Raw genomic sequence first — 26,090 nt, forward strand, 5'->3', positions numbered from 1 at the left:
TTATCGGGATATTTTGTCTTTGAGATGAGTTCGGGTCGAATCTTTATCGTAAGCCTTTTTCCACCACTCCATGGCTTCATTGCTCCTACCTAGTTTATCCAAAACATCGCCCATATGTTCCATAACCTCAGCGCTGGCCTCACCGGTTTCCAATGAGGCACGGATGAACTCCTCCGCCTTTTCATATTCACCTTTTTGATAGTAGACCCATCCCACAGTATCGAGATAAGAGGGATTATTGGGGGAGAGCCTATTGGCTTTCAATGCCATCTCCTGGGCTTTGTCCAAATCTTTTTCCTGCAGAGAAAGGAAATAGGCATAGTTGTTCAGCACGAGGTCATTATCTGGATTGATTTTCAATGCCTCATCATAGGTATTGAAAGCTTCCTCCCATTGTTCCAGGCCGGCATGGGCATCACCGAGTGCATTGTAGATGGCTGATTTCAACTGTCTCCGGGCAGGTAGACGAGAGGCTTCCTCAAGTTTTTCTACAGCTTCGGCATTTTGAGATTCGGCCAGGTAGGCGCTGCCCCAGAAATACATGACAAACGGATCCTGGGGTACGTTCTCTTCGGCTTGCTTACCGATGTTTATGGCTTCTTTGTACTTGCCTTCAGTCAGCAAGAGCTGCATACGCTGTATCCAAGCCCCGTCATTTGAAGGCATCAGTTCGTTGGTGCGTGCAAGGGCTGTGAGAGCTTTTTCGTTTTCATTGATATTATTGTAGTAGTCGGCCGCCAGTGCATGCGCCTGTCCGTAGTCGGGTTCATTGGCGATAAAAGTTTCAAGAACCGAGGATGTAGCCTCTTTCAAATCGGTATTGTCATCGTGTTGCTGAAACTGTGAAAACAGGTATTGAGCAACGGTCAGTTTTGCATCGGCGGGGATGATAGGATCGGAAACCACATTGCCCAGCATCGTGCCGACGCTGTCCCACTTCGCCTCTTTGGCATACAGGTCAGCCAGCATGATAAGAGTCTTGGGATCCCTTTTATTTTGCTCGAGAGCACTTTCCAGGATCGATTTCGCCTCATTGGGCTGCTCCATCTCTAGGTAGATGTTACTCAGGGTCTGCAGGGTAGAAAGATTATCGGGATCAAGCTCTCTTATTTTCTGCAATTCCGTAATGACCGAATCGCGGATGCCCAGCTTGTTAAAGTTTCTCAGTTTTTGAAGGTGGATATTGAGATTTTCACCGGTCAGCTTTAGCAATCTGCTGTAGGCTCTATTGGATTCCATCAGCATCCCATAAGAGGCATAGGTGTCGGCCAGTTCAGCCAGCACTTCGGTGGCTTCCGGGTGATACTCCAGAATCTTTTCAAGCTCTCCAATGGTTGCCTCATTCTTGCCGGCCTCCCGGTAGATGCCTGCCAGCATCAGACGATACCACTTATTCTCGGGTTCAAGCTTTACTGCCTCTTTGCCATAGAAGGATGCATTGGCCAGATCACCGATTTGCCGGTAGGCATCAGCCATAGCATAGTTTAATCCCGCGTTTTCCGGAAGTTTTACATAGGCTTCCGAGAATAGGTCCAGGGCCCGTTCATAGTTGGCACTTTCAAATTCCTGTAGTCCTTCGATGTAGGCGGTTTCACCGTTAATCAGGTCGCGTTCCGAGACACTCTTTTCTGGATTATTTTGGGCAAAAAGTGAGGTCGGTAGAGCCGTGAGTATGAAGGCGCCGGAAAGAATTAGTATGTGAAGGCGGTTAGTCATCAATCAGTCAGTGTGTCTGTTAGATATTGATCAACGGGGATATTTGGTATATAGTACAATAATTTAGGCGATCATTCACTGAATATACGTTAATTCATTTAGCTTAGTGAACACAAAAAGAACTGTCGGACAGCTAGAAATATTGTCAGGCAATAGCTTTACGCCAGACGTTCAGCCGGCGGAAAGAGTGAAGCATATGTGAACCATACCAGCTGAACCATTCGCCTTCAGCTAGAAGGACACGTGTATTGGGAAAAGCCTCTTCAAACTCGGCGAGATGTTTTTCCTTGAAAGGATAGGGCTCGCTGCTGAGCAGTATCAGTTCGGGGGCTTTTTCGGTAATGTCGTAGAAACTGACTTTCGGGTAGCGGGTTTTATCGCCGAAGACATTGTCCAGTTTCCAGTGCTTCATCACATTATGGATGTAGGTGTCTTTACCGACCGTCATATATGGATCTTTCCAGATCAGGTAAGCGGTGCGAAGGGGAGGCTCTTCCGGGATTTCATCCATAGCCTCGTTGATTTGCCTGATGAGTTTTTCGGATTCGTTTTCCACTCCAAGCTCTTTACCGAGTTCGTGTATGGTGATCAAGGCATCTTCAATTGTACTGATATCGGTGACTTTTACTTCGAAGTCTTCCCGCAGTTCATTGATATGATCTTTTTTGTTTTCTTCCTTATTCGCCACGATATAATCCGGATCGGCTGCCCTTATTTTATCAAGCCGTGGATTCTTGGTACCGCCGATAATGGGGATGTCTTTTACTTTCTCTTTTGGGTGCACGCAAAACCGGGTGCGACCCACGAGCTGCTCTTCCAGACCCAGGTCGATCAGCAACTCCGTTAAACTCGGGACAAGGGAAATAATACGTTCGTAGTTTGCCATAAGGATAAATAATGTGCTTTCATTCGAACTGTTTAACAATACCCTCCACCTGTCGGGCATAGCTGCCGCCGAAGAGATTGGTATGTACCAGTAGCGGGTAAAGATTGTAAATCTCCTTGCGTTGCCCAAAGCCAGGCTCAATAGGTAAGACATTATCATAGGCCTCATAAAAGGCAGAGGAAAATCCGCCGAATAGATGTGTAAAAGCTAGCTCTATTTCCCTGTGACCATAGTAGACGGCCGGATCATAAATTACTGGGCCACCATCGGTATCGTAGAAATAGTTCCCACCCCACAAATCACCATGCAGCAGCGAGGGGCGCTCTTCCGGGAAAATTTCATCCAGCTCCCGGTACATATTGTTAAAAGCTCCTGTTATGGATGAACGAAATTTTCCGGATTCCAAAGCCATCCGGAGCTGCGGTTCCATGCGCTCATCAATAAAGAAGTTAGTCCAGTCGTTGTGCCTGTTGTTGGATTGCGGCAAGCGACCAATATAATTATCCTCATCCAGTCCATAGCTATCCCCGTGATGATCATGCAGGGCGGCCAGCTGTTCCCCAAATTCTTGGGCAGATTGAATCCCGGGACGACCGTCTTCAATAAACTCGAGCAACAGATAACCTGTATTCCCATCAACAGTACCCTGAAGAATGACATCAGGGACCCTGAGTCCCGTTTCAGCATCTCGTAACAGTTTCAGCCCGGTCACCTCTTTTTCAAACATGTCCGGATCTGCCGTACGATTCCATTTGAGAAAGGCCGGACCTATCTTTTCAATATCCAATTTGGCAGCTTCATTAATGCTCCCGCCGGAAACCCGGGTGGCGGATTCTATGGAAGCGTCCAGTTTGTCAGCAATTTCTCTTTGAAGGCTATCAGGCAGCATTACTGACTTCTTTTAATATTAGGCTCCAGTCGGTCGAGTAAGTTGACGCAGCTTCGTTTCACAATCTGAAAAACGTTCTCAAATCCCTGTATCCCGCCGTAATAAGGGTCGGGCACCTCTCCATCTCCGGGTTGGGGATCAAAATCCCTGAGCATGCCGATTTTAACGTCGTCTGCATCGCCGTTACTCATCCTTTTTATATTCGTGAGATTTTCCTGGTCCATAGCCAGTACCAGGTCAAAATAGTCCAGGTCGAATGACTCAAACTGTCGGGCCTTGGAGTGCAGGGTGATGCCGTGCTGCTGTGCGGTCTGCTGGCTTTTGCTATTGGCCGATTCGCCCACATGATAGGCCGATGTTCCGGCTGAATCGACTTCGAAAAAGGCCTGTAGGTTCCGTTCGTTTACCAGGTGCTGAAAAACGCCTTCCGCGGTCGGGCTCCGGCATATGTTACCAAGACAGACGAAGCAGAGTTTATAAGGATTTTCTTTGGTGATCTCTTTATCGAGCATATAGTTTTAACCGGTTGCTTCTCATTTAATTTGAAAAGAAAATAATAAAAATGAGAGAGAATTTATTTGAGGGGCTGGAGGCTGGAAGTTAGAAGTTGGAGGTTGAATGTAGGATGCAGTTGCGAGGTGTAGGGCACTTTGGAAGTGTCCTACACCTTTGGGCAGGTTTTTAAGTGCTATCCCGATTACATTTGATACTGTTGGATAGCCAAAAAGTATCACTGCCATAGGCATCCCCTTGCCCCTGGACTTCTGAGTTGACTAATTATTTGATTAATAGCCTTAAAGGTACTCAATTGAAGATATGAGTAAATTACCCGGCCTTGGAGTTGTGAGGCAGGCGGTTTCGAAGGGGACTCGTAGGCGGGTGATTTTAAAAACACACCGATGAGATCTTTGAATTAGGCATAGAGCGAAGTGGATCATTGTTTTTATCCCGCCAAGAGGCCCCGGCGTCCTGCCGAGGAAATCCCTGTCCGGAGGTTTTTGCGGTACTTTTGGACGCCCATAAGTACCTATAGGTCATTATTGTTATTACTTTTTAAGTAGTTCAACAAATTAATCTTACTAGGTGTCATCCCGAGCCCCGTCGAGGGTTCTCATCCGTTTTATGGATTTCAGTTTTTCTATATTAATGAGATCCCTTCCGCCAGTCTGCGGATCGGGATTACACCATTTTTTAAGTATTGGCACTATTTTATTAGCAGAAGTACTTACACCTATCTATCGAATCATTGCTCCACAGTGGTTCCCCAAGTCTACCGCTAAACGCACACTGTGGCTATGTATTTATATGAGAGACTAAAATTGTAATTTTAGGCTGCATTTAACCATTCAAAATCAGCAACAGCTCAGTAAATATTGAACCTGGTTAAACAGAGCTAAAAAATATCAATCAAACTAATTCAGTGAACGAATTGGAAAGCCGAATGCTGAAAGCTGATGGCTGAACGCCCAATAAAGCCTCTTGGCAAATGTCTGCTGTAACTTTTACCATTAAGCCTTATCTATATTAAAATCACCTGAATAATGTGAATAGATGTATAAAGACTTGTATCTTTAGCGCTCATTTACCACTGCGTTTTAAATTTAATTTCATCTTACGGGTACAAATTAGTTTTTAAAAATTCGTATATTTGGGGTTTTTAAAAGCCAAATAAGTATCAACCGGCCTTTATGAGTAAACAGTTTGAAGAAGTAAAACAGCTAAATTTTTCCAAGCTTGAGGTGGAAACCCTGAAGTGGTGGAAAGAGCATAAGATTTTCAAAAAGAGCCTTACTACGCGCGAGGAGGGCATTCCTTTTACTTTTTATGAAGGGCCGCCCACCGCAAACGGCAAGCCGGGCATCCACCATGTGATGTCACGCACAGTCAAGGACATGTTTTGCCGATACAAGACCCTTAAAGGTTTCCGTGTTGAGCGAAAAGCCGGGTGGGATACACATGGGCTGCCGGTAGAGATTGAGGTGGAAAAAGAGTTGGGACTTGAAGGCCGTGAGCAGGTAGAAGATTACGGTATGGCCAAGTATAATGATAAGTGCCGCAACAGTGTACTGAAGTACAAGGATCTCTGGGACAAGCTGACCAAGCGAATGGCCTACTGGGTGGATCTGGACGATCCCTATGTCACTTTTGAAAATGACTATATCGAATCGGTATGGTGGGCTTTTAAAACCCTATATGAAAAGGGACTGGTATATAAAGGCTATAAAATTCAATGGTACTCGCCCGGAAGCGGTACGGTACTCTCTTCTCACGAAGTCAGTCTGGGCTATGAGGAGACGCAAGACCCTTCGATTTTTGTGAAGTTTAAACTGCGCATGGCTGAAGATGTCTACTTTTTGGCCTGGACCACGACGCCATGGACCATCGTATCCAATATGGCGCTTGCAGTGAATCCGACGATCGACTATGCCAAGATCAAGATTTCTGAGGGCGACCGAACGGAATTTTATATCATGGCGAAAGACTGCATAGAAGAAGTCATCGACCATGACTATGAGATTATAGAAGAATATAAAGGCGAAGAACTGATCGGCTGGACCTATGAGCCCGTCTTCAAATATGTACTCGATGAATACGATGAAGACGATGCCTGGAGAGTTATCTCCGCAGATTATGTAACCACTGATGAAGGTACCGGCGTGGTGCATACCGCTCCCGCTTTCGGTGCCGATGACTTCAAGTCATGCAAAGAGGCTGACATCCCGATGTTCAATCCCATTGACCAGGACGGGAAGTTTACCAATGCCGCGCCCGACTTTGAAGGCCAGTGGTTTAAGGATGCCGACAAGGATATTTCCCGTGCCATCAAGGACAAATATCTAATGTATAAGCACGAAACCTACGTGCACAATTATCCCTTCGATTGGCGCAAAGGAACACCGCTGATGTCATACCCGGTGGAATCATGGTTTATTCGAACCACCGACGTGAAAGACAAGATGGTGAAGTATAATGCCGATATTAATTGGAAGCCTGAAAGTACAGGTACCGGACGATTCGGCACCTGGCTGGAAAATAATGTTGACTGGGCGGTATCCCGGCAGCGGTACTGGGGTACGCCGATTCCTCTTTGGGTCAGTGATGAAGATCCCGAATATGTTGAGGTAGTCGGAAGCCTGGAAGAACTCAAGAAAAAAGCAGGCCTGCCGGATGACGAAGATATTGACATGCACCGGCCCTATATCGATGAGATTACCTGGGAAGGTCCGAACGGGGGCACCATGCGTCGCATCCCTGATCTGTTGGATGTTTGGTTCGATTCAGGCTCCATGCCTTTTGCTCAATGGCATTATCCCTTTGAAAATAAAGATCGATTCAAAACCAATTTCCCGGCAGATTTCATTGCTGAGGGAGTAGATCAAACCCGCGGTTGGTTCTATACCCTTCATGCTTTGGGAACTATGCTCTTCGATGAGCCGGCCTATAAGAATGTAGTTTCCAACGGACTGGTGCTCGATGAGAATGGGGAGAAGATGAGCAAGTCGAAAGGCAACTCAGTTGATCCATTTGAAGTAATCCAGAAATATGGTGCCGACACGGTTCGCTGGTATATGATGAGCAATTCATCCCCATGGGAGAACCTCCGTTTCAGTGAAGACGGACTTCAGGATACCCAGCGCAAATTTTTTAATACCATCGTCAATACCTACTCCTTCTTTGCGATGTACGCCAATATTGACGGATTTACCTATTCGGGTACACCGATTCCGGTAAACGATCGTCATGAGATGGATCGCTGGATAATTTCCAAAAGCAATACCACCGTCAAGCTGGTTGATGAATATCTTGATGAGTATGAACCCACCAAGGCAGCTCGCGAAGTGGAAGCTTTTGTGGAAGAGTTGAGCAACTGGTACGTTCGCAGAAACAGGCGTCGTTTCTGGAGGGAAGGTAAAAGTCTTGATAAGACAGCTGCCTATCAGACACTCTATGAATGCCTGACCGATCTTTCGAAGTTGATCAGTCCCATAGCTCCATTTTTGGGAGAATGGCTTTTTCAGAAGCTCAATGATGTAACCGACAAAGACGAAGAGTCGGTACATATTTCATTCTATCCAACGGTAGAAGAGACGGCTATTGATAAACCGCTTGAGTACCGCATGGAGCTGGCTCGTCAGATTTCATCCATGGTATTAAGCCTGCGAAATAAGATAGAGATTAATGTTCGCCAGCCGCTCTCACGTATTATACTTCCTGTGGATGATGAAGAGGAGAGACAGGCCATCGAATCCATGGAGGATATCATATTGGATGAGGTGAACGTCAAGGATATTGAATTTGTAGATGACGATTCCGGAATTGTGAGAAAATCAGCCAAGCCTAACTACCCCGTTCTGGGTAAAAAGCTGGGCGACAAAATGAAGCCTGTGGCTGAAATGATCAGGAATCTCAACACACAGGAAATTACCGAATACGAGAACACCGGTTCCATAAAGCTGGATCTTGGCGAACAGGGTACTGTTACGCTCGGCAGCGATGCTCTGGAAATCAACAGGGTAGGGCTGGAAGGCTGGGAAGTGGAAACCGAAAAAGGACTTAGTGTAGCGCTGGATACCGAGCTAACCACAAAGCTGGTACAGGAAGGTCTGGCGCGTGAATTCGTGAACCGGATTCAGAATATGCGTAAGGAAGCAGATTTCGATGTTGTAGATCGAATTGCAATAGGATTTAACGGATCGAATCAACTTGAGGAGGCTGTTGAGTCAATGAATGACTATATTAAGAGCGAAACATTGGCTGAAGATATTACCCCTTCGAAACTGGATGTTTCAGATTTCGTGAAAACCTGGGAAATTGGTGATAAAGACTGCACAATTTCCATTCGAAGAAACCCCAATTAATAAAACAAGAGTGCTATTATGGCTTCTGCAAAAGACAAAGAAAAGGACAAAAAGCAGGAACGAGTTTCCCCTTACAATGATGAAGAACTGGAGTATTTCCGAGATATCATCATAAAAAAGCGTGACGAGGCGGAACAGGAGCTCGAATCCTTGCAGAACTCTCTGAGAGACAGCATGGAAAATGCCAATGATGAATCGGCTTACTCCTTTCACATGGCGGATGCGGGAACCGATGCCCAGGAGCGCGAGAAGACCTATATGCTGTACAACCGTACCAGGAAGTTTGTTCGCTATCTTGACGATGCGCTGAAGCGTATTGAGAACAAGACCTATGGGGTTTGCAAGGTAACGGGTAAGAAAATATCCAAAGGACGACTGGAAGCGGTTCCGCACACCCAGCTTAGCATAGAAGCCAAACTCAAACGCCGATAAGCTCAGTTAGGGCTCAACGATCATACTCCTATTTCCTTGAACCGAGACAAACTCTTCGTACTTATCTCGCCTGCGCTGGTTGTGATAATTTTGGATCAGCTTACCAAACAGCTGGTCCGAACGACTCCATCCTTGCAGAATATGGATCTCATACCCGGCTGGCTGGCCCTGCACTATACCAGGAACCCCGGTATGGCCCTGGGGATGGACTGGTTTTCAACACCGGTGATCAGCGTGATAGCCATAATAGCCACCATCGGTATCTTTACCTACATTTTGAAAACCATGCACCGGGCAAACAAGCCGTATTTGTTTTGCATGGGACTGGTTTTGGGAGGTGCTTTCGGGAATATTATTGACCGTCTGGTCATGGCCAAAATTGAATCCTATGGGGGTATCCTCGATGGACATGTCATCGACTTTATTCACTTCAATCTTACCATTAGCGGGTATCCTGTCTTCCCGTATATATTTAATGTGGCGGATATCGCCATCAGCACGGCCATCATTTCTTTGCTTGTGTTTAACAGGCGCATCCTGCCGGAGGAGAATAAAGAAGAGGCGATAGAAATGGAAAGTGTTACACCGGAACAGGAGGTTTCTAATTCGGAAATAGATACCGATTCCGCCAGAGACCAGAACCTTTAAGGTAGTTTGTAAGCTTAACAAGCTAGCATCTTTCGACTGTTACACAGAGTTGCACAGAGGAGGCACTGAGTTACTCAGAGAAGACCTTATACCCTATACCTAATACCTAAGATTCATCTTTAACAATACTATCCAGGTATTTCGGACTATGGGGATCGAGCTCGTCAAGCTTTAAATGATGTCCCATCTTATCGCGCTTCGTCTTCAGGTAGCGAACATTTTCAGGATATGCTCCTACCTCTAGCGGTACACGTTCTACCATTTCAAGACCGAAGCTTTTCAATCCAACCCGCTTCACGGGGTTGTTGGTCATGAGTCGCAACTTGGTGACATTCAGCGAACGCAAGATCTGGGCTCCGACACCGTAATCCCGGTGGTCAGGTTCAAAACCGAGAGCTTCGTTGGCTTCTACCGTATCCATGCCTTCTTCCTGCAGTTTGTAGGCCTTTAGTTTATTGACAAGTCCGATACCGCGACCTTCCTGATTCATGTAAAGAACCACTCCGGTACCAGCTTTCTCAACTTGTAGCAAGGCCTGATGCAGCTGCTCGCCGCAGTCACACCGTTTGGATCCAAAAATATCACCTGTTACGCAAGAAGAGTGCACTCTCACAAGTACCGGGTCATTCTCTTCCCAGTCACCTTTAACCAACGCAAGGTGATTGTCGCCGGTCAGACGTTCCTGGAATGCGTGAAGGGTGAAGTCCCCGTAAATGGTGGGTAGATCAATTTCTACGATTTTGCGCACCAAAGACTCGTTTTTCATCCGGTAGGAGATGAGATCTTTGATGGTAATGAATTTCATATCGAACTCCTCGGCAATTTTTGCGAGGTCAGGCAGTCGGGCCATCTCACCGTCATCCTTCATAATCTCACAAATGATGCCTGCCGGTTTCAACCCCGCAAGTTGCGCCAGATCAATCGCGGCTTCTGTATGTCCGGCACGTCGAAGCACACCGCCTTCTACACCTATCAGAGGGAAAATGTGTCCCGGCCTGCGAAAAGCCTGGGGATCGGCATTTTCTTTGATCAGTTCCTTAATGGTATTGGCGCGATCTGCAGCAGAGATACCGGTCGTGGTTAACTCCTTATGGTCAACAGAGACAGTGAAGGCTGCTTCGTCAGGATCGGCCCCATCGGTGACCATATAGTCGAGATCCATAGAGTAGGCTTTCTGGCGGGTGATTGGTACACAAATTAACCCACGCCCGTATTTGGCCATGATGTTGATGGCTTCCGGGGTCACCTTTTCGGCTGCCATGACAAAGTCGCCTTCATTCTCTCGATCTTCATCATCTGCAACAATGACCATGCGGCCGTTCTTGATGTCTTTGACAGCAGATTCTATACTGTCAAATGTGATATCGCCGGACATATAAATGGGTAGGACTAGTTATTATTCTTATTTGGATTGACATCCGTTATGGCACTTTTCATAAAGCGTGCCTTAACGCCTTTATCAATCTCAGCCAACACGGAGTCATCCTCAACAGTGGTTACTTGAGCTATCATTCCGCCTGTGGTCACTATTTTGTCTCCCTTTTCGATGTTAGAAACTTTTTCCTGAATCTCTTTCTGCTTCTTGCTTTGTGGCCTGATGATGAAAAAGTAGAATATGGCGAATATGGCGCCAAGGAAAATAAGGTTCATCCATCCCGCTTCTTCCGGAGAACCCATTAGTAAAAGTGCTAGGTTAAACATGTAACAAATTGTTTGAATTTATAGGTATTTCGTAAAGCTATGAAAGATACCATTTTTACAACCTTGGTACAATTTCGTTGAGCTAATGGAAAACGGTATAAATTTAGCCTGTATTTCTCCTTCCGCAGCAGAGCAATGGAAGGAGCCTAAGGCTGCATCAAGCGTCCACGTTTGATATCTGAGGTCACATTCTGGTAATTAGTCGTTATGAAACTTCTTGTTCGAAGAGGCATACTCCTTCAGTATCGGCGCCGGCTTGAAGCGAACACCGATTTCATCTTCGAATCGCTCCATACGCTTCACTACTTCATCCGCGCCTAGGCGGTCAATGTAACGGAATGGCCCGCCCAGGAAAGGAGGGAATCCCAATCCAAGAATGGCTCCCAAATCACCGTCGGTAGCACTCTCGAGTATATCCTCCTGCAGACACAGTGCGGCCTCGTTGATCATCACCAGGGCCATGCGCATCTGAAGGTCTTCCGTATCGATCGATTTTCGTCCGGATCCTCCGAAATACTTGTAGATCTCCTCATTGGGATCTTTTTTCTTCTTTTTGGAATTCTGCTGCTCGTAATTATAAAAACCCTTTTTGTTCTTCTTTCCTTTGTAACCGTCATCAAATAGCTCCTGCGGTTTTGCACTGGGTTCAACACCTCGTTCCGAAAACATCGGGTTCAGTACTTCGGTAATATGAGCTGCTACATCTATGCCTACTTCATCGAAAAGTGCTGCAGGGCCCACCGGAAAACCGAAGCTCTTCATATCTTTGTCCAGTTGTTCAATAGATACGCCTTCATCCAGCAGCATCAGGGCTTCATTCATAAAGGGAGCCAGTATACGGGTGGTATAAAATCCGGGTCCGTCGTTGACCACAATGACGTGTTTGCCCTGCTGTATGCCCACTTCCCTCGCCGTGGCGGTTACCCAATCAGCCGTTTCGTCGGTTTTTATGATTTCAATGAGCGGCATTTTGGGTACCGGGGAAAAGTAGTGCATGCCGATCACCTGCTCAGGCCTTTGTGAAGCCTCGGCAATTTTGGCTATAGGAAGGGAAGAAGTATTGGAAGCAAATATGCAGCGTTCCGGTATGTACTCCTCTACCTCTTTGACGATCTTCTTCTTTAGGTCCAAATCTTCAAATACAGCCTCAATGACCAGGTCCACATTTTCAAATCCTTTGTAGGAATCAGTAGGGGTAACCAGCCCGCTGATGCGATCTCGCTCAAAAGACGATATGATTCGCTTGCTTACCTTTGTATCCAGATCTTCCCAGATTGCCTGCTCTCCTTTGGCGGCCGGTTCAATATCCTGGTCTTTTAGTAAAACGCGGTAATCGTTGTTAACACTTACATCCGCAATACCGGATCCCATTAGACCGGCACCCAGCACCCCAATTTTATTTACCTCTTTGGCCTTTTCTTTATCAGGATTTTTCTTGGCACCCTGCATGCTAAAAAAGAGGTTTACCAGTGCTTTCGACTCCTTGGTTGCGGCCAGTTCACCAAAACCAATGGACTCTTTTTCAAGACCCGCTTTAAATCCGTTTTTATAGCCTTCTTCGATACAATCAATGATTTTAAAAGGCGCAGGATAGTTACCTTTGGTATTGCCCTGAGCCCTTTTTCGGGCCTGGGAAAAGATGATTTTCCGTCCTATGGGATTGCCTTCCAGGAGTTTGGCTCCCAAGCCCCGCTTGTCTTTACGGCTGAACTTGCCCTTGTTAATTTTTTCAACGGCTTTTTTTGCAGCTGTGAGTACGGCGTCTTTGTGAGTGAGCTCATCCACCAATCCCATCTTGTACGCCTGACGCGGATAAATATTCTTGCCGGTCAATTCATAGGTCAGTGCATTCTGCAAGCCAATCAGCCTTGGCAGACGTTGGGTTCCTCCTCCGCCGGGAAGGAGTCCTAGTTTAACTTCCGGCTGTCCAAAGGTGGTCGCTGAATCTTTGGAAGCCACGCGATAGTGGCAGGCCATCGCCACTTCGTTTCCGCCGCCGATGCAGGCTCCGTGAATGGCGGCAACCACGGGTTTATTATAATTTTCCAGGCGTAACAGCAGTTCATTACCCCGCCGGCTTAGCTCTTCAATGCCCTCAGGTGCCTGTTTGTTCTTGAGCATTTCCACATCTGCCCCGGCAATGAAATTGCCCTCCTTGCCACTGATAATAACGATGCCCCGAAGCTCACTGTCATTTTCATATTTATCCATCAGCTCTTCAAAAGCATCAATAAGTTCTTCATCGAGCTTGTTAACCTTTGAATCGGGTTGATCGAGTGTTACAACGGCAATGTTGTCTTCGGTTCTGATATCTAAGTAACTCATAGTTTTAATGACCAAATATCAATTTTCAAATTTCAAACAAATAACAATGACATAATCACCAAGCATTGCTTTGTCATTTGTAAGTATTGCGTTTTACTATTTTCATCCCGGGTACCGTTCCAAAATGATGGCGTGTCCCTGTCCACCGGCCGCACAGGCAGCTACCAGAGCAAGGTTACCGTCTTCTTGTATCAGACGGTTGGCAGCGGTCGTAACAATGCGTGTTCCTGTGGCTCCGAAGGGATGGCCCAGGGAAAGCGAGCCGCCCCATAAGTTAAATTTGTCCATAGGTATTTCTCCTACTTTCCCATCCCGGTCAAGATTTTCACGTGCAAACTTATCAGAGTTCAATGCTTTCAGTACCGTTAAAATCTGACCGGCAAATGCTTCATGAAATTCAAATACATCTATATCTGAAAGCTTCATGTTCATGGAGTCGAGCACCGTGGGTGTGGCGTAAGCCGGACCGAGCAGCAGTTCATCCTCAGGATCCTGAGCCACATAGGTATAATTTCTAAGGTATGCCTTTGGCTTAAGACCAAGATCCAATGCAGTCTGCTCGTTCATGATCAGTGAGGCAGAGGCACCGTCGGTGAAGGAAGAGGAATTACCGGCAGTAATCGTGCCATGCGGTTTGATAAATGCAGGGCGTAACTTCTCCAGTTTTTCCATTGATGTATCCTCCCGGAAGGTATTGTCATGCGTCACCGGATCAAACTTGGGAGGTACCGGTGCGGGCAGCAGTTCACCATCCAGCAGGCCTTCTTTAGTTGCTTTAGCTGCCAGTTGGTGCGAGCGCAACGCATATTCATCCTGTGCTTCGCGACTGATGCCGAAACGTGCCGCCATCCTGTCGCAGCTTTCGCCCATGGTTTCACCGGTAGAAAACTCCGATATCGATGGTATTTCTGGCAGGAAGTCGGAAAAGCTGAGTCCCTTGAAAAACTTTAACCAATCGCCCGGTGATTTGTACTTACGGGCTTCCAATAGTTTTTGCCTCATATTTTTACGGAGGCGAATGGGAATATCCGACATGGTTTCGGTTCCCCCGGCCAGTACGATTTCAGCCTGACCCGACCTGATCAATTCCATAGCACTGGTGATAGCCTGGTTGGAGGAGATGCAGGCTTGCGTTACGGTATGAGCGGGTACGGAATTGGGAACGCCGGCGCCAAGTGCTGACTCCCGGGCCACATTGCTGGTATTCACATCCTGAATCACCGTTCCCATTATGACACGATCAAGCTGTGAACCGTTGATGCCGGATCGTGCCAGCAGCCCTTCGATGGCAATTCGTCCAAGATCGTAGGCCATCATATCGTTATAGGCTGTGCCTGAGCGTTGAAAAGGAATGCGAGCGCCGTCTACGAGAACCGCATTCGGCAAGTTAATTTCATCGGCCATAATAGTCTCTTTTATTGGTAACCACTGCTGTTGTCAGGACTAAGATGAGTGTTTATCCCTCATTAGTCAAGATAAACTTAACACTGTTAACCTTGCCGTGATTCATTCAGGAAATTGCCAAAAAGAAGTGGGAAAATGTTTTGCTGGCATTACAAATGTTCTTATATTTGTGTTCTCGAAAAATCGGGCGATTAACTCAGCGGTTTAGAGTGCTTCCCTTACAAGGAAGAAGTCGTAGGTTCGAATCCTTCATCGCCCACAAAAAAGCCCTGCAGGAATTCATGTTCCTGCAGGGCTTTTAATTTTGTAGCAGTAGGAATATTGAAAATCTTCTCTCGGTGACTGCTATCTTAGTTAATTAGCTTTTGTAGACTCTTATATAGTCGATTTCCATTCGAGCTTGGTTAAGGTTGGGATCAATTCCATTCTTCATTCCTCCCGATTCATATTGGGCATCACTGCCCCAATTTCCGCCCATGGCGATATTCATGATGATGAAAAAGTCGTCATTATAAGGCCAGGTCTGATCATTCTTGACAGATGGCTCATAACTGTAAAAAGCGGTACCGTCAATCTTAAAGGTGATGCGATTTGTCGTCCATTCAACTTCATATACGTGGAAGGCCTCACTGAAATCTGTTACTTCGGTAGAGCCGGAATTTTGGGTGTTACCATAACTGGATGGACTGTGAAGAGAGCCGTGGACCATTCCCGGATCTTTTCCGACATGCTCCATGATATCAACTTCACCGCAGGCAGGCCAGCCGGCATCCGTGATATCGGAACCGAGCATCCAAATAGCAGGCCAGGTTCCGGATCCTTGTGGAAGCTTGGCTCTTACTTTTACCGTAACATACCTGAAGTTTTGCTTTCCTTGCGTTTTGATGCGGGCCGAGGTCCATTCACCATTTTCCTTGAGGGCATCGATGATTAGGTTACCGTTCTCCACACGAACATTCTTTGACTCGTCGGTGTAATATTGTACTTCGTTATTGCCCCAGCCTCCTTCTCCATGACCAATGTCGTACGTCCAGTTTGAGCTGCTCGGTTGCCCATCGGTATTGAATTCATCTGACCAGATCAGATCGCCTGATTGTACGGTATCATCGACCGGTGGATTTTCGTCATAATCAAAACCGTTTCCGGGATTATCCGATCCGCAGGAAGCGAATACGGCTATTAACAGCGTGTAGAGAAAGTACTTCATTGAGGGATGGATATATGATTCTAAGTGATGTACTGCTGAACAACAAGCATGTTGGGGTCAGGGAAATACCGCTTCCCGACCCCATTATGCCATTTTTTTATTCAATCAGCTGGAAGTCGTCAAAAAAGAACGTTCCGGAATTGTAGTGAGCTTCACCGCCAATCTGAACAACAATTTTGCTGAAGTCCTGACGATCGGTGACATCACTGAAATCGAAGGTCAGTTCTACCCACTCGTCCATAGTGCTTACCGGTTGTATGCGTTCTTGTTGCGTAGTCCAGGCGTCACCACCGAGTGAAGCATCCTGCAGCTTAACCGAAACCTGTTTCAATAGTACCGGATTCGGATTCCATGACTCGCCTCCCGAAGTAGTGTAGTCATTGTAGCTTGGCATAAACACTTTCAGGGTGATGGTGCTGCGCTGCGTCAGGTCTAGCCTGTAACCAAGGTCGATATAGAGATTGTCAAAGCTATGAGCCGGCCCTTCGCCTTTTACGTATTTGGCTACTTTTGCTGAAGTATTTGCGCCGAAAGTAGCAGGATTATCGTAGCTCTCATTGAATTCTAAAATCTGGTCGGTTGCCCATAAAATGTTACCGTCCGTATCAAAATCATCAGCCAGTGCTTCAGATTTTAGTGGGGGTACAACTACAGGGTGCTGATATCCCTTAGGAATCAGACGCTGATACCAGGCTAGTCCGCCATCATTACCGTCAATATTGCGAATATAGAGTTCATTCTCGCTCAGGGACAACACTTCATAAGTGCTGGCGCCGGTATAATAACCGATAAACCCGCCATCGCTGATTGTCAGCGTCATGGAGCCGTCATCGGCCTTATTTAAGTTGAAGTTGTGATTCGCTCCGCCACCGTAAGGGGCAATATAATCACCTCCACCGTCTTCCTGAACTGCTCCGGGAAAGTCACCGGCATGACCTCCGTTAACATATATATCTCCTTCGGTCACATGTTCAAAAGTTAGCCCGTCGAGGTTAAAGGTAACTTCATCATTATAGAGGCCCTTGCCTGATTTATCCAGTGCAGGAGCTGCCCACCATTCCGGGGTTGTACCACCTGCCGGTCCTACGCCCATGTGGCCCTGTTGGGTGCTGTCTACGACCCAGGTCTTGCCGCCTATCTGATCGGCTCCGCCTGTGAGAAGGTTTAGATCAGGATCATCCAGCATAAGTGCGTTAGTAGCCTCAATGATGACGTTTTTCGTATTCATAGCCTGCCCTGCCTTCGTGAATACGGTCAACTGAACCGTATATTCACCCTGCAGTGGGTACTCGCCGTTAACAGTTTTCCCTTCCTTTGACTGTCCGTTACCCAAATCCCAGAGAAACTTGAATCCCTCCGTGGTGCTGGTGAACTGCACAATATTGGGATTGTCGACATTGTACTCGTAATCAAAGGTCACGTTCTCTGAAACAGGAGGGACCCCGGTATCCGGTGCGGATGTGACCTGCGGTTCGCAAGCCATTACCATCAGCAGCAGAGCCGGTACCATCCAGTAAATTGATTTTAGGTTATTCATAATTTTCCTCTGTCGTTATTAAAATTGTCTTTTTGATGCTCTAGCTTCTAGTAGCCATCGTTTTGAATGAGATTTCCATTGGATATATCAATTTCACTCTGTGGAATCGGCAGGAAGCCTTTGGTAGATGCATCGTACTGAACTTTGAAGTCCAGGTCGTCACCTACATAGTTAGCTTTCGTTCCTGCAGGTACATTGATGTACGATTCTGCCACATCCTGACCTCTTCTCAGCAGATCCCAGTAACGCTGACCTTCAAGAGCAAGCTCAAGGCGACGCTCCTGGTATATATTGTCAAGTGTTGGCTCTACTGTTGGCATCTCTACCCGGTTGCGTACAGCATCAAGGTAGGGGCGGGCGGATTCTGGATTTCCATCCTTGACGTGAAGCTCGGCCGCCATCAACAGTACGTCGGCGTAACGGATCGCTCGATAGTTGTTGCCCCAGTTCAGTTCCAGCTGTCCTTCAGAAGGAGTATAGGCTTTATGCGTGGTATACTTCTGTGTGAAGTTACCGGTATGCTGGTATCCAATGGTCAGACCGCCATTCAGCTCGTCTTCAAAAAGAACGGTAGCTTCCAAACGAGGATCGGCCGGATCAAAAGCGTTGATTAGCTCCTGGGTTACCGTTGAGAAACTCCAGCCCCGTTGATAATTTTCTTCGGTAGGCTGAGTAACTCTTGGACCCTGCATCTGAGCAGCAATGTATCCTTCACCGCCCTGAATATATCCCCAGTCCCACCAGGGACGTGAATCGGAATAGGTGATTTCAAATACTGACTCTACGCTAAATTCGCTCTCGGGTGTGAACAAGTTGCTATAGTCCGTCATCAGGCCATGACCACTGTTATTAATCACGTCTTCGAGCATCTGAAGCGCAACTGTACGATCCACTGTCTGGTCACCGGCAGGTAGATCCTGACCGTATACACCATTGTAAAACAGGTAGACACGTCCAAGAAGAGCTTCTCCGGCCCATTTGGTGATACGCCCCTGTTGATTCGTTGCTACGGATTCCGGCAGATCCGGAATAGCTTCCATGAGGTCTTTGCCTATCTGGTTATACACTGCCACCGGCTCAGCTTGTGGCTGACTGTATTCGTCCGGATTATCCAGCGGCGTGGTGATCAAAGGAACGTTTTCGAAAAAGCGAACCAGGTCGAAGTAGAAGTAGGCACGCAGGAACTTGGCCTCTGCAATGGTCCGGCTTTTGAATGCATCACCGGCTTCGATGTTTTCGATTTGCTGCAGGTACTTGTTGGCCCGATAAATACCGGTATAGTATTTTTTCCACAAGCCGTGTACCTCGCCGTTGGTGGTTCGGATGTTATGCTGATCCACCTCGATGATATTGGGTGCATCATTGCGGCTGGCTCCGCCGGCATAGGCGTCATCAGAAGCAATATCCGAGAGCATTTCGGGCACGTGATACCCGATAACCGTGTTCCACTGAAGTACATCGTAAATTGCTACGAGTGCTTCCTGGGCATCCTGTTCGGTCTTATAGAAGTTTTCTTCCACGCGTTGGTCCAGTGGCTCTTCTGCCAGGAAATTTTCACATCCTGCCATTATCAGCAGAGCAGTGACAACCAACACCGATTGAATTATTTTAAGAGAATTCATAATAGTTGTTGTTTAAATGGGTGAATGTTGCCGTTAGAAATTGATGTTGAGTCCGACACGATAACTGCGAGCCTGTGGATAAATACCGCGGTCGATTCCGATATTGAGCGGTGATGCTGCTCCTATTTCAGGATCAAAACCGCTGTATCCTGTCAGTGTGTACAGGTTGTCTGCGGCTACATAAATTCTTACCGTTTCCAGTTTCAGCGTCTCTAAGAGTCGGGGAGAGAAGTTATATCCAACCTGAATGTTCTTGATTCTCAGGTAGGAACCGTCTTCCACATACAGATCTGAAATCTTGGTCCAGTTACCGTTGGAGTCATTCCAGGTAAAGCGAGGCAACTCATTAGAGGTACCTTCCCCGGTCCAGCGATTCAGATATCTTACCGGCATGTTGCTCGTGGTGAGATCATGACGGCGGGTGGCATTGAAGATGTCATTGCCGAAGGTACCCTGCATGAATACCGAAAGATCAAACTGCTTATAGTTTGCTCCCATATTGATTCCGAAGGTCATATCCGGTGTGGGGTTACCGATCATGGTGCGGTCACCGTCATCAATCTGACCGTCTCCATCCAGGTCACGGAATCGTACGTCACCCGGCTGTGCCAGGGGCTGTATCAGATTGCCGCTTTCATTGACGTAGTTGTCAATCTCCTGCTGATTCTGGAAGATGCCATCTGTTTCATATCCCCAGAAATATCCGATCGGATTACCGACATCAGCTCTGGTTACAATACCGTAGGTAGCAAATCCTGCTCCGGTGATGATTCCTTCTGCATTTCCGATATGGGTAACTTCGTTGCGGTTGAAAGCAACATTGGCGCCCACATTGTAGCCGAATTCATTTCGGTAATTGCGATAGTCAACGCTGAGCTCAATTCCTTCATTTTGTACACTACCTCCGTTTACGACCGGTGCGTTGTTACCAACATGTCCCGGAATAGGAGCCTGTACGAGCAGTCCTTTCGTTTTCTTGATATAGTAATCAGATTTGATCATCAGCTGGTCATTCCATAAACCGAGGTCGACTCCGATATCCAACTGCTCGGAGGTTTCCCACTTAAGATTGGGGTTTGATACGCTGGAAGGAATGGAACCGGTTGTGAACTGCTCATCCGGACCGAAGCTGTAGCCGTTGCCGGTAGCAATGGTTGAGGTATAGGCAAAGTTACCGATGTTCTGGTTGCCGTTTTGTCCCCAGGATGCTCTGAGCTTGAGCAGGTTGATAACTTCAAAATCGTCCATGAAGCTTTCGTTACTCATCACCCATCCCGCTGATACCGATGGAAATACGGCGTAGCGATTATTCGAACCGAATTTGGATGATCCGTCTACCCGAAGAATACCGGTCAACAAGTACTTGTCATTGAAGTTGTAGGATGCCCGTCCGAAGTAGGAGAGTAGTTTTTCATCATAGGCGCCTCCTGCGGCAGTCATTGATTCTTCATCAGATCCGACATTAATCCATGCATTCTGAGGATCGGTCATCAACAGGTTAGCCTTGGATCCGAAGAGATCCTCGAAATGAACCTGCTGGGCAGAAATACCGCCGAGTAAGTTGATATTGTGCTTGTTGAAGTCCTGCTCGTAAGAAATGGTGTTTTCAAAGTTCCAGGTGAACCAGCGGTTTTCGGTTTTGCTCACCAGGGAATTGTCATTACTCTGTGCCGAGTTAAGGTAGTATACCGGAACGTAGTTGTCGTTCTGAACAAACGCGGCATCGATTCCAAGGTTACTTCTAACCACCATATTGGGAAGTACTTCGTATTCGGCATACAGGTTATTTACCAGTTTGTCGACCTGGGTGTTGCCGTTTGTGACCTGGAGTCTGGCCAGCGGATTAACGATCTCCTGGGCTACATAATTGGAGATTCCATAATAGAGCCCGTCATTTTGGACAGAGTGGCTGGGATAACCTTGAAGGTCATCTTCATCCAGTTCATAAATTGGTGTCAGCGGATCCATGTTGAGTGCGTTGCTCAACGGTGAGCCCCATTCGCTATTACTCAGTACGGCGTTACGGTCGATACGGCTGTAGTTAAAGCTGTTGCCGAAGCGGAATACATCACTGACGTCGTTGTCCAGTTTAAGGTTAAAGGTGTAGCGGTCGAATTGGGATTTATCTCCGCCTACAATACCCTCCTGTGAGAACAATGAGAGACCGGAAGAGTAGGTGGTTCTGTCATTGCCGCCGGAAATGGTAATCTGATGATTCATCATCGGGGCATTTTCATTGAATATGGCTGATTGCCAGTCGGTGCCGCCGGAGACATTTTGTCCGACAGGGAAAGGCAGGCTCAACCCTGCATTTGCTGCGCCTTCATTCATCATCATCATATATTGGCTGGCATTTAATACGTTCATCTCTTTCCAACCGTTTTGGATACCGGCATATCCTTCGTATCTGACTTTTGTTTCACCGGGCTGTCCCGACTTGGTGGTGATAAGAACCACACCGTTTGCGGCGCGTGCACCATAAATAGCTGCAGAGGCAGCGTCTTTCAAGACCTCCATGGAGGCGATATTTCCGGGATTCAAGTAGTCGATGCCACCGACCGGCATGCCGTCTACCACATAAAGAGGATCTGCATTACCTGTAGTACCTGCACCCCGTATACGTACGGTTGGCATTTCACCGGGCTGTCCTGATTGGTTGGCTACGTAAACACCTGCGGTACGTCCCTGAAGCGCTTGTTCTACACGAAGTACCGGAACCTTTTCAATATCTTCAGCACTTACAGAGGCTACCGAACCGGTAATCTCGCTTCTTTTTTGTGTTCCATATCCTACAACTACCAGTTCATCACTCAGCATTAGAATCGATTCCATGAGTTGCACATCAATTCTGTTGCGTCCATCTACAGCAATTTCCTTGGTCTGAAAACCCAGAAAAGAGAATACCAGCGTGTCCTGATCTCCAACGTTAGTAAGGCGATACGAGCCGTTAATATCTGTAGCTGTACCTTTGGTTGTTCCTTTGACGAGAATGTTAACCCCGGGAAGGGTCTCACCGGTGCTACCGTCCATTACTATACCACTGACAGTATCAGCTATTAAGACCTCTAATTCTCTTATAGGGGAAAGAGAAATAACAAACGTGCGCTTATCAAGATATGATGAAACCAATCCGTGTGGCTCAAGCAGCATCTTAATTTTTTCTTGCAGGGTTTCTTTGCCAGTGACTTTTACCGGGCTGCGTTTCCCTTGAACGAGGCTGGAGCGGTATAGGAAAGAGATATTATACTCTTCTTCCAGCTGATTTAGTTTCTTTTCTAAATCCACGGTTTGTTCAATGGACTGGCCGGACAGAATATCTTCCGAAGAAGCATACTGTGTGCCCTGTTTTGCTGATATTGAACCAATACCACAAAACAAAAAGAACAAAACGGGTAAGATATATCTATGTGCTTTCATATCGATTCCATTTATGTGTTTTTATTTTTGATGATGTATTTAGTTGTGAACCGTTGGTTCGTTACTTTTTATGTAAATGGTTGAGTCGGTTTTCTGGATGGAGACGTCCAGTGTTTTGGCCAATCCTTCCAACAGAAACTTCAATTCCAGATTGCCAAAACTGCCGGTAAGTTTTTCATTCAGCAGTGTTTTATCCTCGACCACCACTTTCAGGCCGTAGGTAAATTCAATTCGTTCTATTAAATCGGAAAATGGGGTTTGGTCCAAAATCAGGCTGTCACCGGCCCAGGACAGGTATACCTGAGGGTTGACTTTTTTGACACGAATCTCGTGAAATTGATATGAAAACAGAGCCAGTTCTCCCGGCACCATTTCATAATTTAGATTCTTGTTATTGAGAGAGTCGCGCACATTGAAGGAGAGCCTGCCTGACTCAAGTACTACACGGGTCTGTCCATCATTCGTGTTTACTGCAAAAAGGGTGCCCAGAACCGAGATGTCACTGTCGGGGGTATGGACAATAAAGTTGCGTGTCTCGGGTGCTGACCTTCGATCTATATTGAATAGTGCCTCACCTTTTAGCCATACTTCAAAAGTATGATTTCCGGCAACATTTTGAGGAAGACGCAGTTCTGAACCGGCATTTAAAATAATGTTCGATCCGTCAGAATAGCGAAAGGTTTTGCGCTCTCCGTATTCGGTGGTGATAGTACGATAGGTAATCTGTTCGATGCTGCCTGTATTACTACTATCTTCCTGGTAAAAGTAATCCCATCCTAAGAATCCGACAACAAGCAGAATGCCTGCCGCTGCAGCAAGGGTAGCCCAAATGATATTGTTGCGTCTTTTTCTGACGGGAGATAGTGATTTCGGTTTTAGCTGTTGAACCGATTCAATGCGGCCCATCAGCCGCTGCATCTCTTTCTTCTTATCGGGCCTGGGTAAGTTTTGAAAACCTTCCTCGATCAGCTTTCGCGCTTTTTTTGTGAAGTCAGCTTGCTTCCTATCCTCTTGCACCCAGGAGTTCCATCTGGCTGACTCATCTGGGGAGGCTTCTCCTTTTAGAAAGCGTATAAATGAATCGTCTAATAATAAATCGAAAAGCTTTTTCGACATGTTGCTTCCCTATATCAAGAGAGTTTCGGTTTGTTGCCCATATAGAGAAGAGTGGGAGGCAGGACTACTCATATTTTTTTAAAAAAAATGGAAAAAATTAGGCGAGAAAGTCTAAACTCTTGATAATACAGAAAGTGGGAAGAGAGGATTTGCCATTTTCCTCAAGCATCCAGCTGTTTTCGCAGCTCTTTTAGTGCATTTACCAGCAGATTATAAATGCTCTGTGTGCGAACATCCATAACTTTTGAGAGTTCATCGGTGGAAAGGCCTTCATAATATTTCAGGTAAACCGCTTCTCTTTGACGGGGGGAAAGTTCTTTAACGGCTATCTTGAGCCTGGATTTTTGCTGTTCTTCGAGCTCTAGGATTTCAATCCATTTATCATAGTTCACATAGATCTCAAATTCCTCCGCGGCATATTCCCGGTTCATTTTCTCCCGTCGGTTCTGCACGGCTTTGTCATTAAACAGTTGATGTCGCAGTGACATCAATAGGTAGGCGCGTACGGAATTTACGTTTGAAAGGTTTTCTCTGTATTTCCAAAGCTGCAAGAATACATCCTGAATGCAATCTTTTATGCGTTCTTCATCCGGAATAATACGATACCCATAACTGTACATGGAGTTGTAAAACCTATCAAAAAGGGTACTGAGCGCCTTTTTTTGGCCGCCTTGCAGCTCTCTCCAAAGAGCCTCACTTGAATTTATATGCGTCTCCTCGTTCTCAGATCCCATTTAAGTGCAGGAATCAATTTTAACATTTACATAAGCTGATTAATCAGCCTTCTAATTTAATAATTGTTTGGTCAAATCATTAATTATTTAACCTTAAGAATGTCTCGGAATAATAACTACATCGGCATAATGATCCATTTCAACAAATAGGGTACCCGATTGACCAAGTACCCTGTTTGCAACCACTTATCCGGTGATCTTGAAGAGAATATAACTGAAATATGGGGTGACCAGTTCAGATCCAATCAGCTTCGATCTTTTTAAAAAGCCATCACCCCACTTGGAAATTCTAGGCGGCCGTGAAATAATGCTTTGAATAAAGCGGGTATTTGTAATAGGGATGCTGAATTTTAGCGGGTATTAACCGGTTCCTTTTGTCGTATTATTCGAATGTAATGATGTGCTTGTACTTCTTTTGTTTTACTGCCAGTGCCGCAGCCTTCTTCGCATAATTTTTTGCGGTACAGTCGTACTGCAACGTAAGATTTCCGCTGATATCAATGTCAATTTGTTTGGTATAGCCTTCGGTGTTGCCGACGAGTGCCGATCCGTTGATGGTAGGCGTCCCTTTGCCGTCGAAGTTGTAGGCATTTTCAAAAATGACCAATCCGTTAAATTTAAAATTACCGGCTATGTCGAGTACAGCACCGGTGGAGTCTTCATAAGTCATATTGCCGCCCGACCGAATCACCAGAATACCAAACCCTTCATCAATACCTCCGGTCAATCGTGCTTCATCTTCCACAAAAAATACACCCGGATATTCTTTGGTACCCATCGAGCCTTTATAGTTACCGGTTATTGTCTGGGTATATGCGGTATTTTCCAGCCGTTCAATAAGCTGATCCGTCGGGCGGTAGGTAAGTGTTGTATCGGTTTTGATCGGTGGATCACCTTTCAAATCATTTCCGGTGTAATTTTCAACCAGGAAGTTGGATGTTTCATCCATGACTGTAATCCCGGGTTTATCGGAACAACCGCTGCCTGACCCGTCAAATCCATTAATGGATGAGCTGCCCCCGGTTGAATAGGAAAAGTTTTTGGTGGCGATGGTAAGCGGTGACTTAAAGTCGGGTACATAGTCAAGAGAGTTGATCTCGTAAACGCTCACAATCTCTACCGGTTCTTTTAATCCGTCGAAAACTGATTCGGAGTAGAGCCTGACGGTATCAGGCGCCCAGTAATCCGTACTGTTGTGAATATATTCAGCATACAGGGAAAATGGACGTCCCTCAATCTCTCCAATCCACGGATTGCCTGAATGGTGATCTTCAGCCCATGTGGAATCTTCATTCATCTTCTGCATAGCCATCTGGATGGCCATGTGTGCCGTGTTCTTGGCTGTAACGAAGTTGGCGTATCCGACGTTGCGCGAGATCATCATTTTGCCCTGACCCGCAGTTCCGATCCCTATATATCCCAGTGATACAATTACTCCCGAAAGAATGATAAGCATTGCACGTCCCATAATAATACTCCCTATGCCTTTTTAGATGATATTTTACCAAACGTCATATAAAGGCAGGATTTTCATTTCCCTCGCCAACCTAAGGGTGTTGATCATTCTACCTCAGCCTCTCAAAGACCTGGTTCTACT

Annotated in this window: 18 protein-coding genes and 1 tRNA gene; 4 read left to right on the forward strand and 15 right to left on the reverse strand. The window is 46.4% G+C overall.

What is annotated here, in order from left to right; translation table 11 throughout:
• The 4 genes from G3570_RS01595 to G3570_RS01610 all read right to left on the reverse strand — a co-directional run bounded on the left by G3570_RS01595 (position 1) and on the right by G3570_RS01610 (position 4,003).
• Complete coding sequence (locus tag G3570_RS01595) at positions 1-1,716, reverse strand: tetratricopeptide repeat protein (protein WP_165138502.1); 1,716 nt, start codon at positions 1,714-1,716, stop codon at positions 1-3.
• A 145-nt stretch (positions 1,717-1,861) separates the two neighbouring features.
• On the reverse strand, positions 1,862-2,602 hold the full coding sequence (locus G3570_RS01600) for a helical backbone metal receptor (RefSeq protein WP_165138504.1): 741 nt from the start codon (positions 2,600-2,602) through the stop codon (positions 1,862-1,864).
• Positions 2,603-2,621: 19 nt separating this feature from the next.
• Positions 2,622-3,491 carry a fructosamine kinase family protein gene (locus tag G3570_RS01605; protein ID WP_165138506.1) on the reverse strand — a complete coding sequence of 290 codons (870 nt, stop codon included), beginning with the start codon at positions 3,489-3,491 and terminating at the stop codon, positions 2,622-2,624.
• Positions 3,491-4,003, reverse strand: a complete 513-nt coding sequence (locus G3570_RS01610; RefSeq protein ID WP_165138508.1) for a low molecular weight protein-tyrosine-phosphatase — start codon at positions 4,001-4,003, stop codon at positions 3,491-3,493. Before G3570_RS01610 ends, G3570_RS01605 begins: the two co-directional genes overlap by 1 nt.
• A 1,176-nt stretch (positions 4,004-5,179) precedes the next feature.
• Here G3570_RS01610 and ileS point away from each other — a divergent pair.
• The 3 genes from ileS to G3570_RS01625 are packed head-to-tail and all read left to right on the forward strand — an operon-like array spanning position 5,180 to position 9,430.
• On the forward strand, positions 5,180-8,350 hold the full coding sequence (gene ileS, locus G3570_RS01615; protein WP_165138510.1) for an isoleucine--tRNA ligase: 3,171 nt from the start codon (positions 5,180-5,182) through the stop codon (positions 8,348-8,350).
• A gap of 18 nt (positions 8,351-8,368) precedes the next feature.
• Complete coding sequence (locus tag G3570_RS01620) at positions 8,369-8,782, forward strand: TraR/DksA family transcriptional regulator (RefSeq protein WP_165138512.1); 414 nt, start codon at positions 8,369-8,371, stop codon at positions 8,780-8,782.
• 36 nt (positions 8,783-8,818) lie between these two features.
• A complete protein-coding gene (locus G3570_RS01625) occupies positions 8,819-9,430 on the forward strand; it encodes a signal peptidase II (protein WP_165138514.1) in 612 nt (203 codons plus the stop codon).
• Between the two features lie 106 nt (positions 9,431-9,536).
• On the opposite strand, the gene G3570_RS01630 is transcribed toward G3570_RS01625, so the two are convergent.
• The 4 genes from G3570_RS01630 to G3570_RS01645 all read right to left on the reverse strand — a co-directional run bounded on the left by G3570_RS01630 (position 9,537) and on the right by G3570_RS01645 (position 14,860).
• On the reverse strand, positions 9,537-10,805 hold the full coding sequence (locus G3570_RS01630) for a bifunctional 3,4-dihydroxy-2-butanone-4-phosphate synthase/GTP cyclohydrolase II (protein ID WP_165138516.1): 1,269 nt from the start codon (positions 10,803-10,805) through the stop codon (positions 9,537-9,539).
• Between the two features lie 14 nt (positions 10,806-10,819).
• A complete protein-coding gene (gene yajC, locus G3570_RS01635) occupies positions 10,820-11,131 on the reverse strand; it encodes a preprotein translocase subunit YajC (RefSeq protein ID WP_165138518.1) in 312 nt (103 codons plus the stop codon).
• 198 nt (positions 11,132-11,329) lie between these two features.
• Complete coding sequence (gene fadJ / locus G3570_RS01640; protein ID WP_165138520.1) at positions 11,330-13,456, reverse strand: fatty acid oxidation complex subunit alpha FadJ; 2,127 nt, start codon at positions 13,454-13,456, stop codon at positions 11,330-11,332.
• 102 nt (positions 13,457-13,558) lie between these two features.
• Positions 13,559-14,860, reverse strand: a complete 1,302-nt coding sequence (locus tag G3570_RS01645; protein WP_165138522.1) for an acetyl-CoA C-acyltransferase — start codon at positions 14,858-14,860, stop codon at positions 13,559-13,561.
• A gap of 185 nt (positions 14,861-15,045) precedes the next feature.
• Between G3570_RS01645 and G3570_RS01650 the strand changes: the two genes are divergently transcribed.
• Positions 15,046-15,119: transfer RNA gene (locus G3570_RS01650), tRNA-Val, on the forward strand.
• 99 nt (positions 15,120-15,218) lie between these two features.
• Here the strand turns inward: G3570_RS01650 and G3570_RS01655 are convergent.
• From G3570_RS01655 to G3570_RS01685, 7 genes are all read right to left on the reverse strand, one after another.
• Positions 15,219-16,067, reverse strand: coding sequence for a glycoside hydrolase family 16 protein (locus G3570_RS01655; RefSeq protein ID WP_165138524.1), 849 nt, complete (start codon positions 16,065-16,067; stop codon positions 15,219-15,221).
• 97 nt (positions 16,068-16,164) lie between these two features.
• Positions 16,165-17,604, reverse strand: coding sequence for a PKD domain-containing protein (locus tag G3570_RS01660; protein ID WP_165138526.1), 1,440 nt, complete (start codon positions 17,602-17,604; stop codon positions 16,165-16,167).
• Positions 17,605-17,651: 47 nt separating this feature from the next.
• Entirely contained in the window at positions 17,652-19,226 is a 1,575-nt protein-coding gene (locus G3570_RS01665) for a RagB/SusD family nutrient uptake outer membrane protein (RefSeq protein WP_165138528.1), read from the reverse strand.
• A 33-nt stretch (positions 19,227-19,259) separates the two neighbouring features.
• Positions 19,260-22,643, reverse strand: a complete 3,384-nt coding sequence (locus G3570_RS01670) for a SusC/RagA family TonB-linked outer membrane protein (protein ID WP_165138530.1) — start codon at positions 22,641-22,643, stop codon at positions 19,260-19,262.
• A gap of 39 nt (positions 22,644-22,682) precedes the next feature.
• On the reverse strand, positions 22,683-23,759 hold the full coding sequence (locus G3570_RS01675) for a FecR family protein (protein WP_165138532.1): 1,077 nt from the start codon (positions 23,757-23,759) through the stop codon (positions 22,683-22,685).
• A gap of 161 nt (positions 23,760-23,920) precedes the next feature.
• Entirely contained in the window at positions 23,921-24,493 is a 573-nt protein-coding gene (locus tag G3570_RS01680) for an RNA polymerase sigma factor (protein ID WP_165138533.1), read from the reverse strand.
• A 382-nt stretch (positions 24,494-24,875) separates the two neighbouring features.
• Complete coding sequence (locus tag G3570_RS01685) at positions 24,876-25,961, reverse strand: hypothetical protein (RefSeq protein WP_165138535.1); 1,086 nt, start codon at positions 25,959-25,961, stop codon at positions 24,876-24,878.
• Positions 25,962-26,090: the final 129 nt, after the last annotated feature.

Origin of the sequence: Halalkalibaculum roseum, from assembly GCF_011059145.1 — a bacterium.
Taxonomy (GTDB): Bacteria; Bacteroidota; Rhodothermia; order Balneolales; family Balneolaceae; genus Halalkalibaculum; species Halalkalibaculum roseum.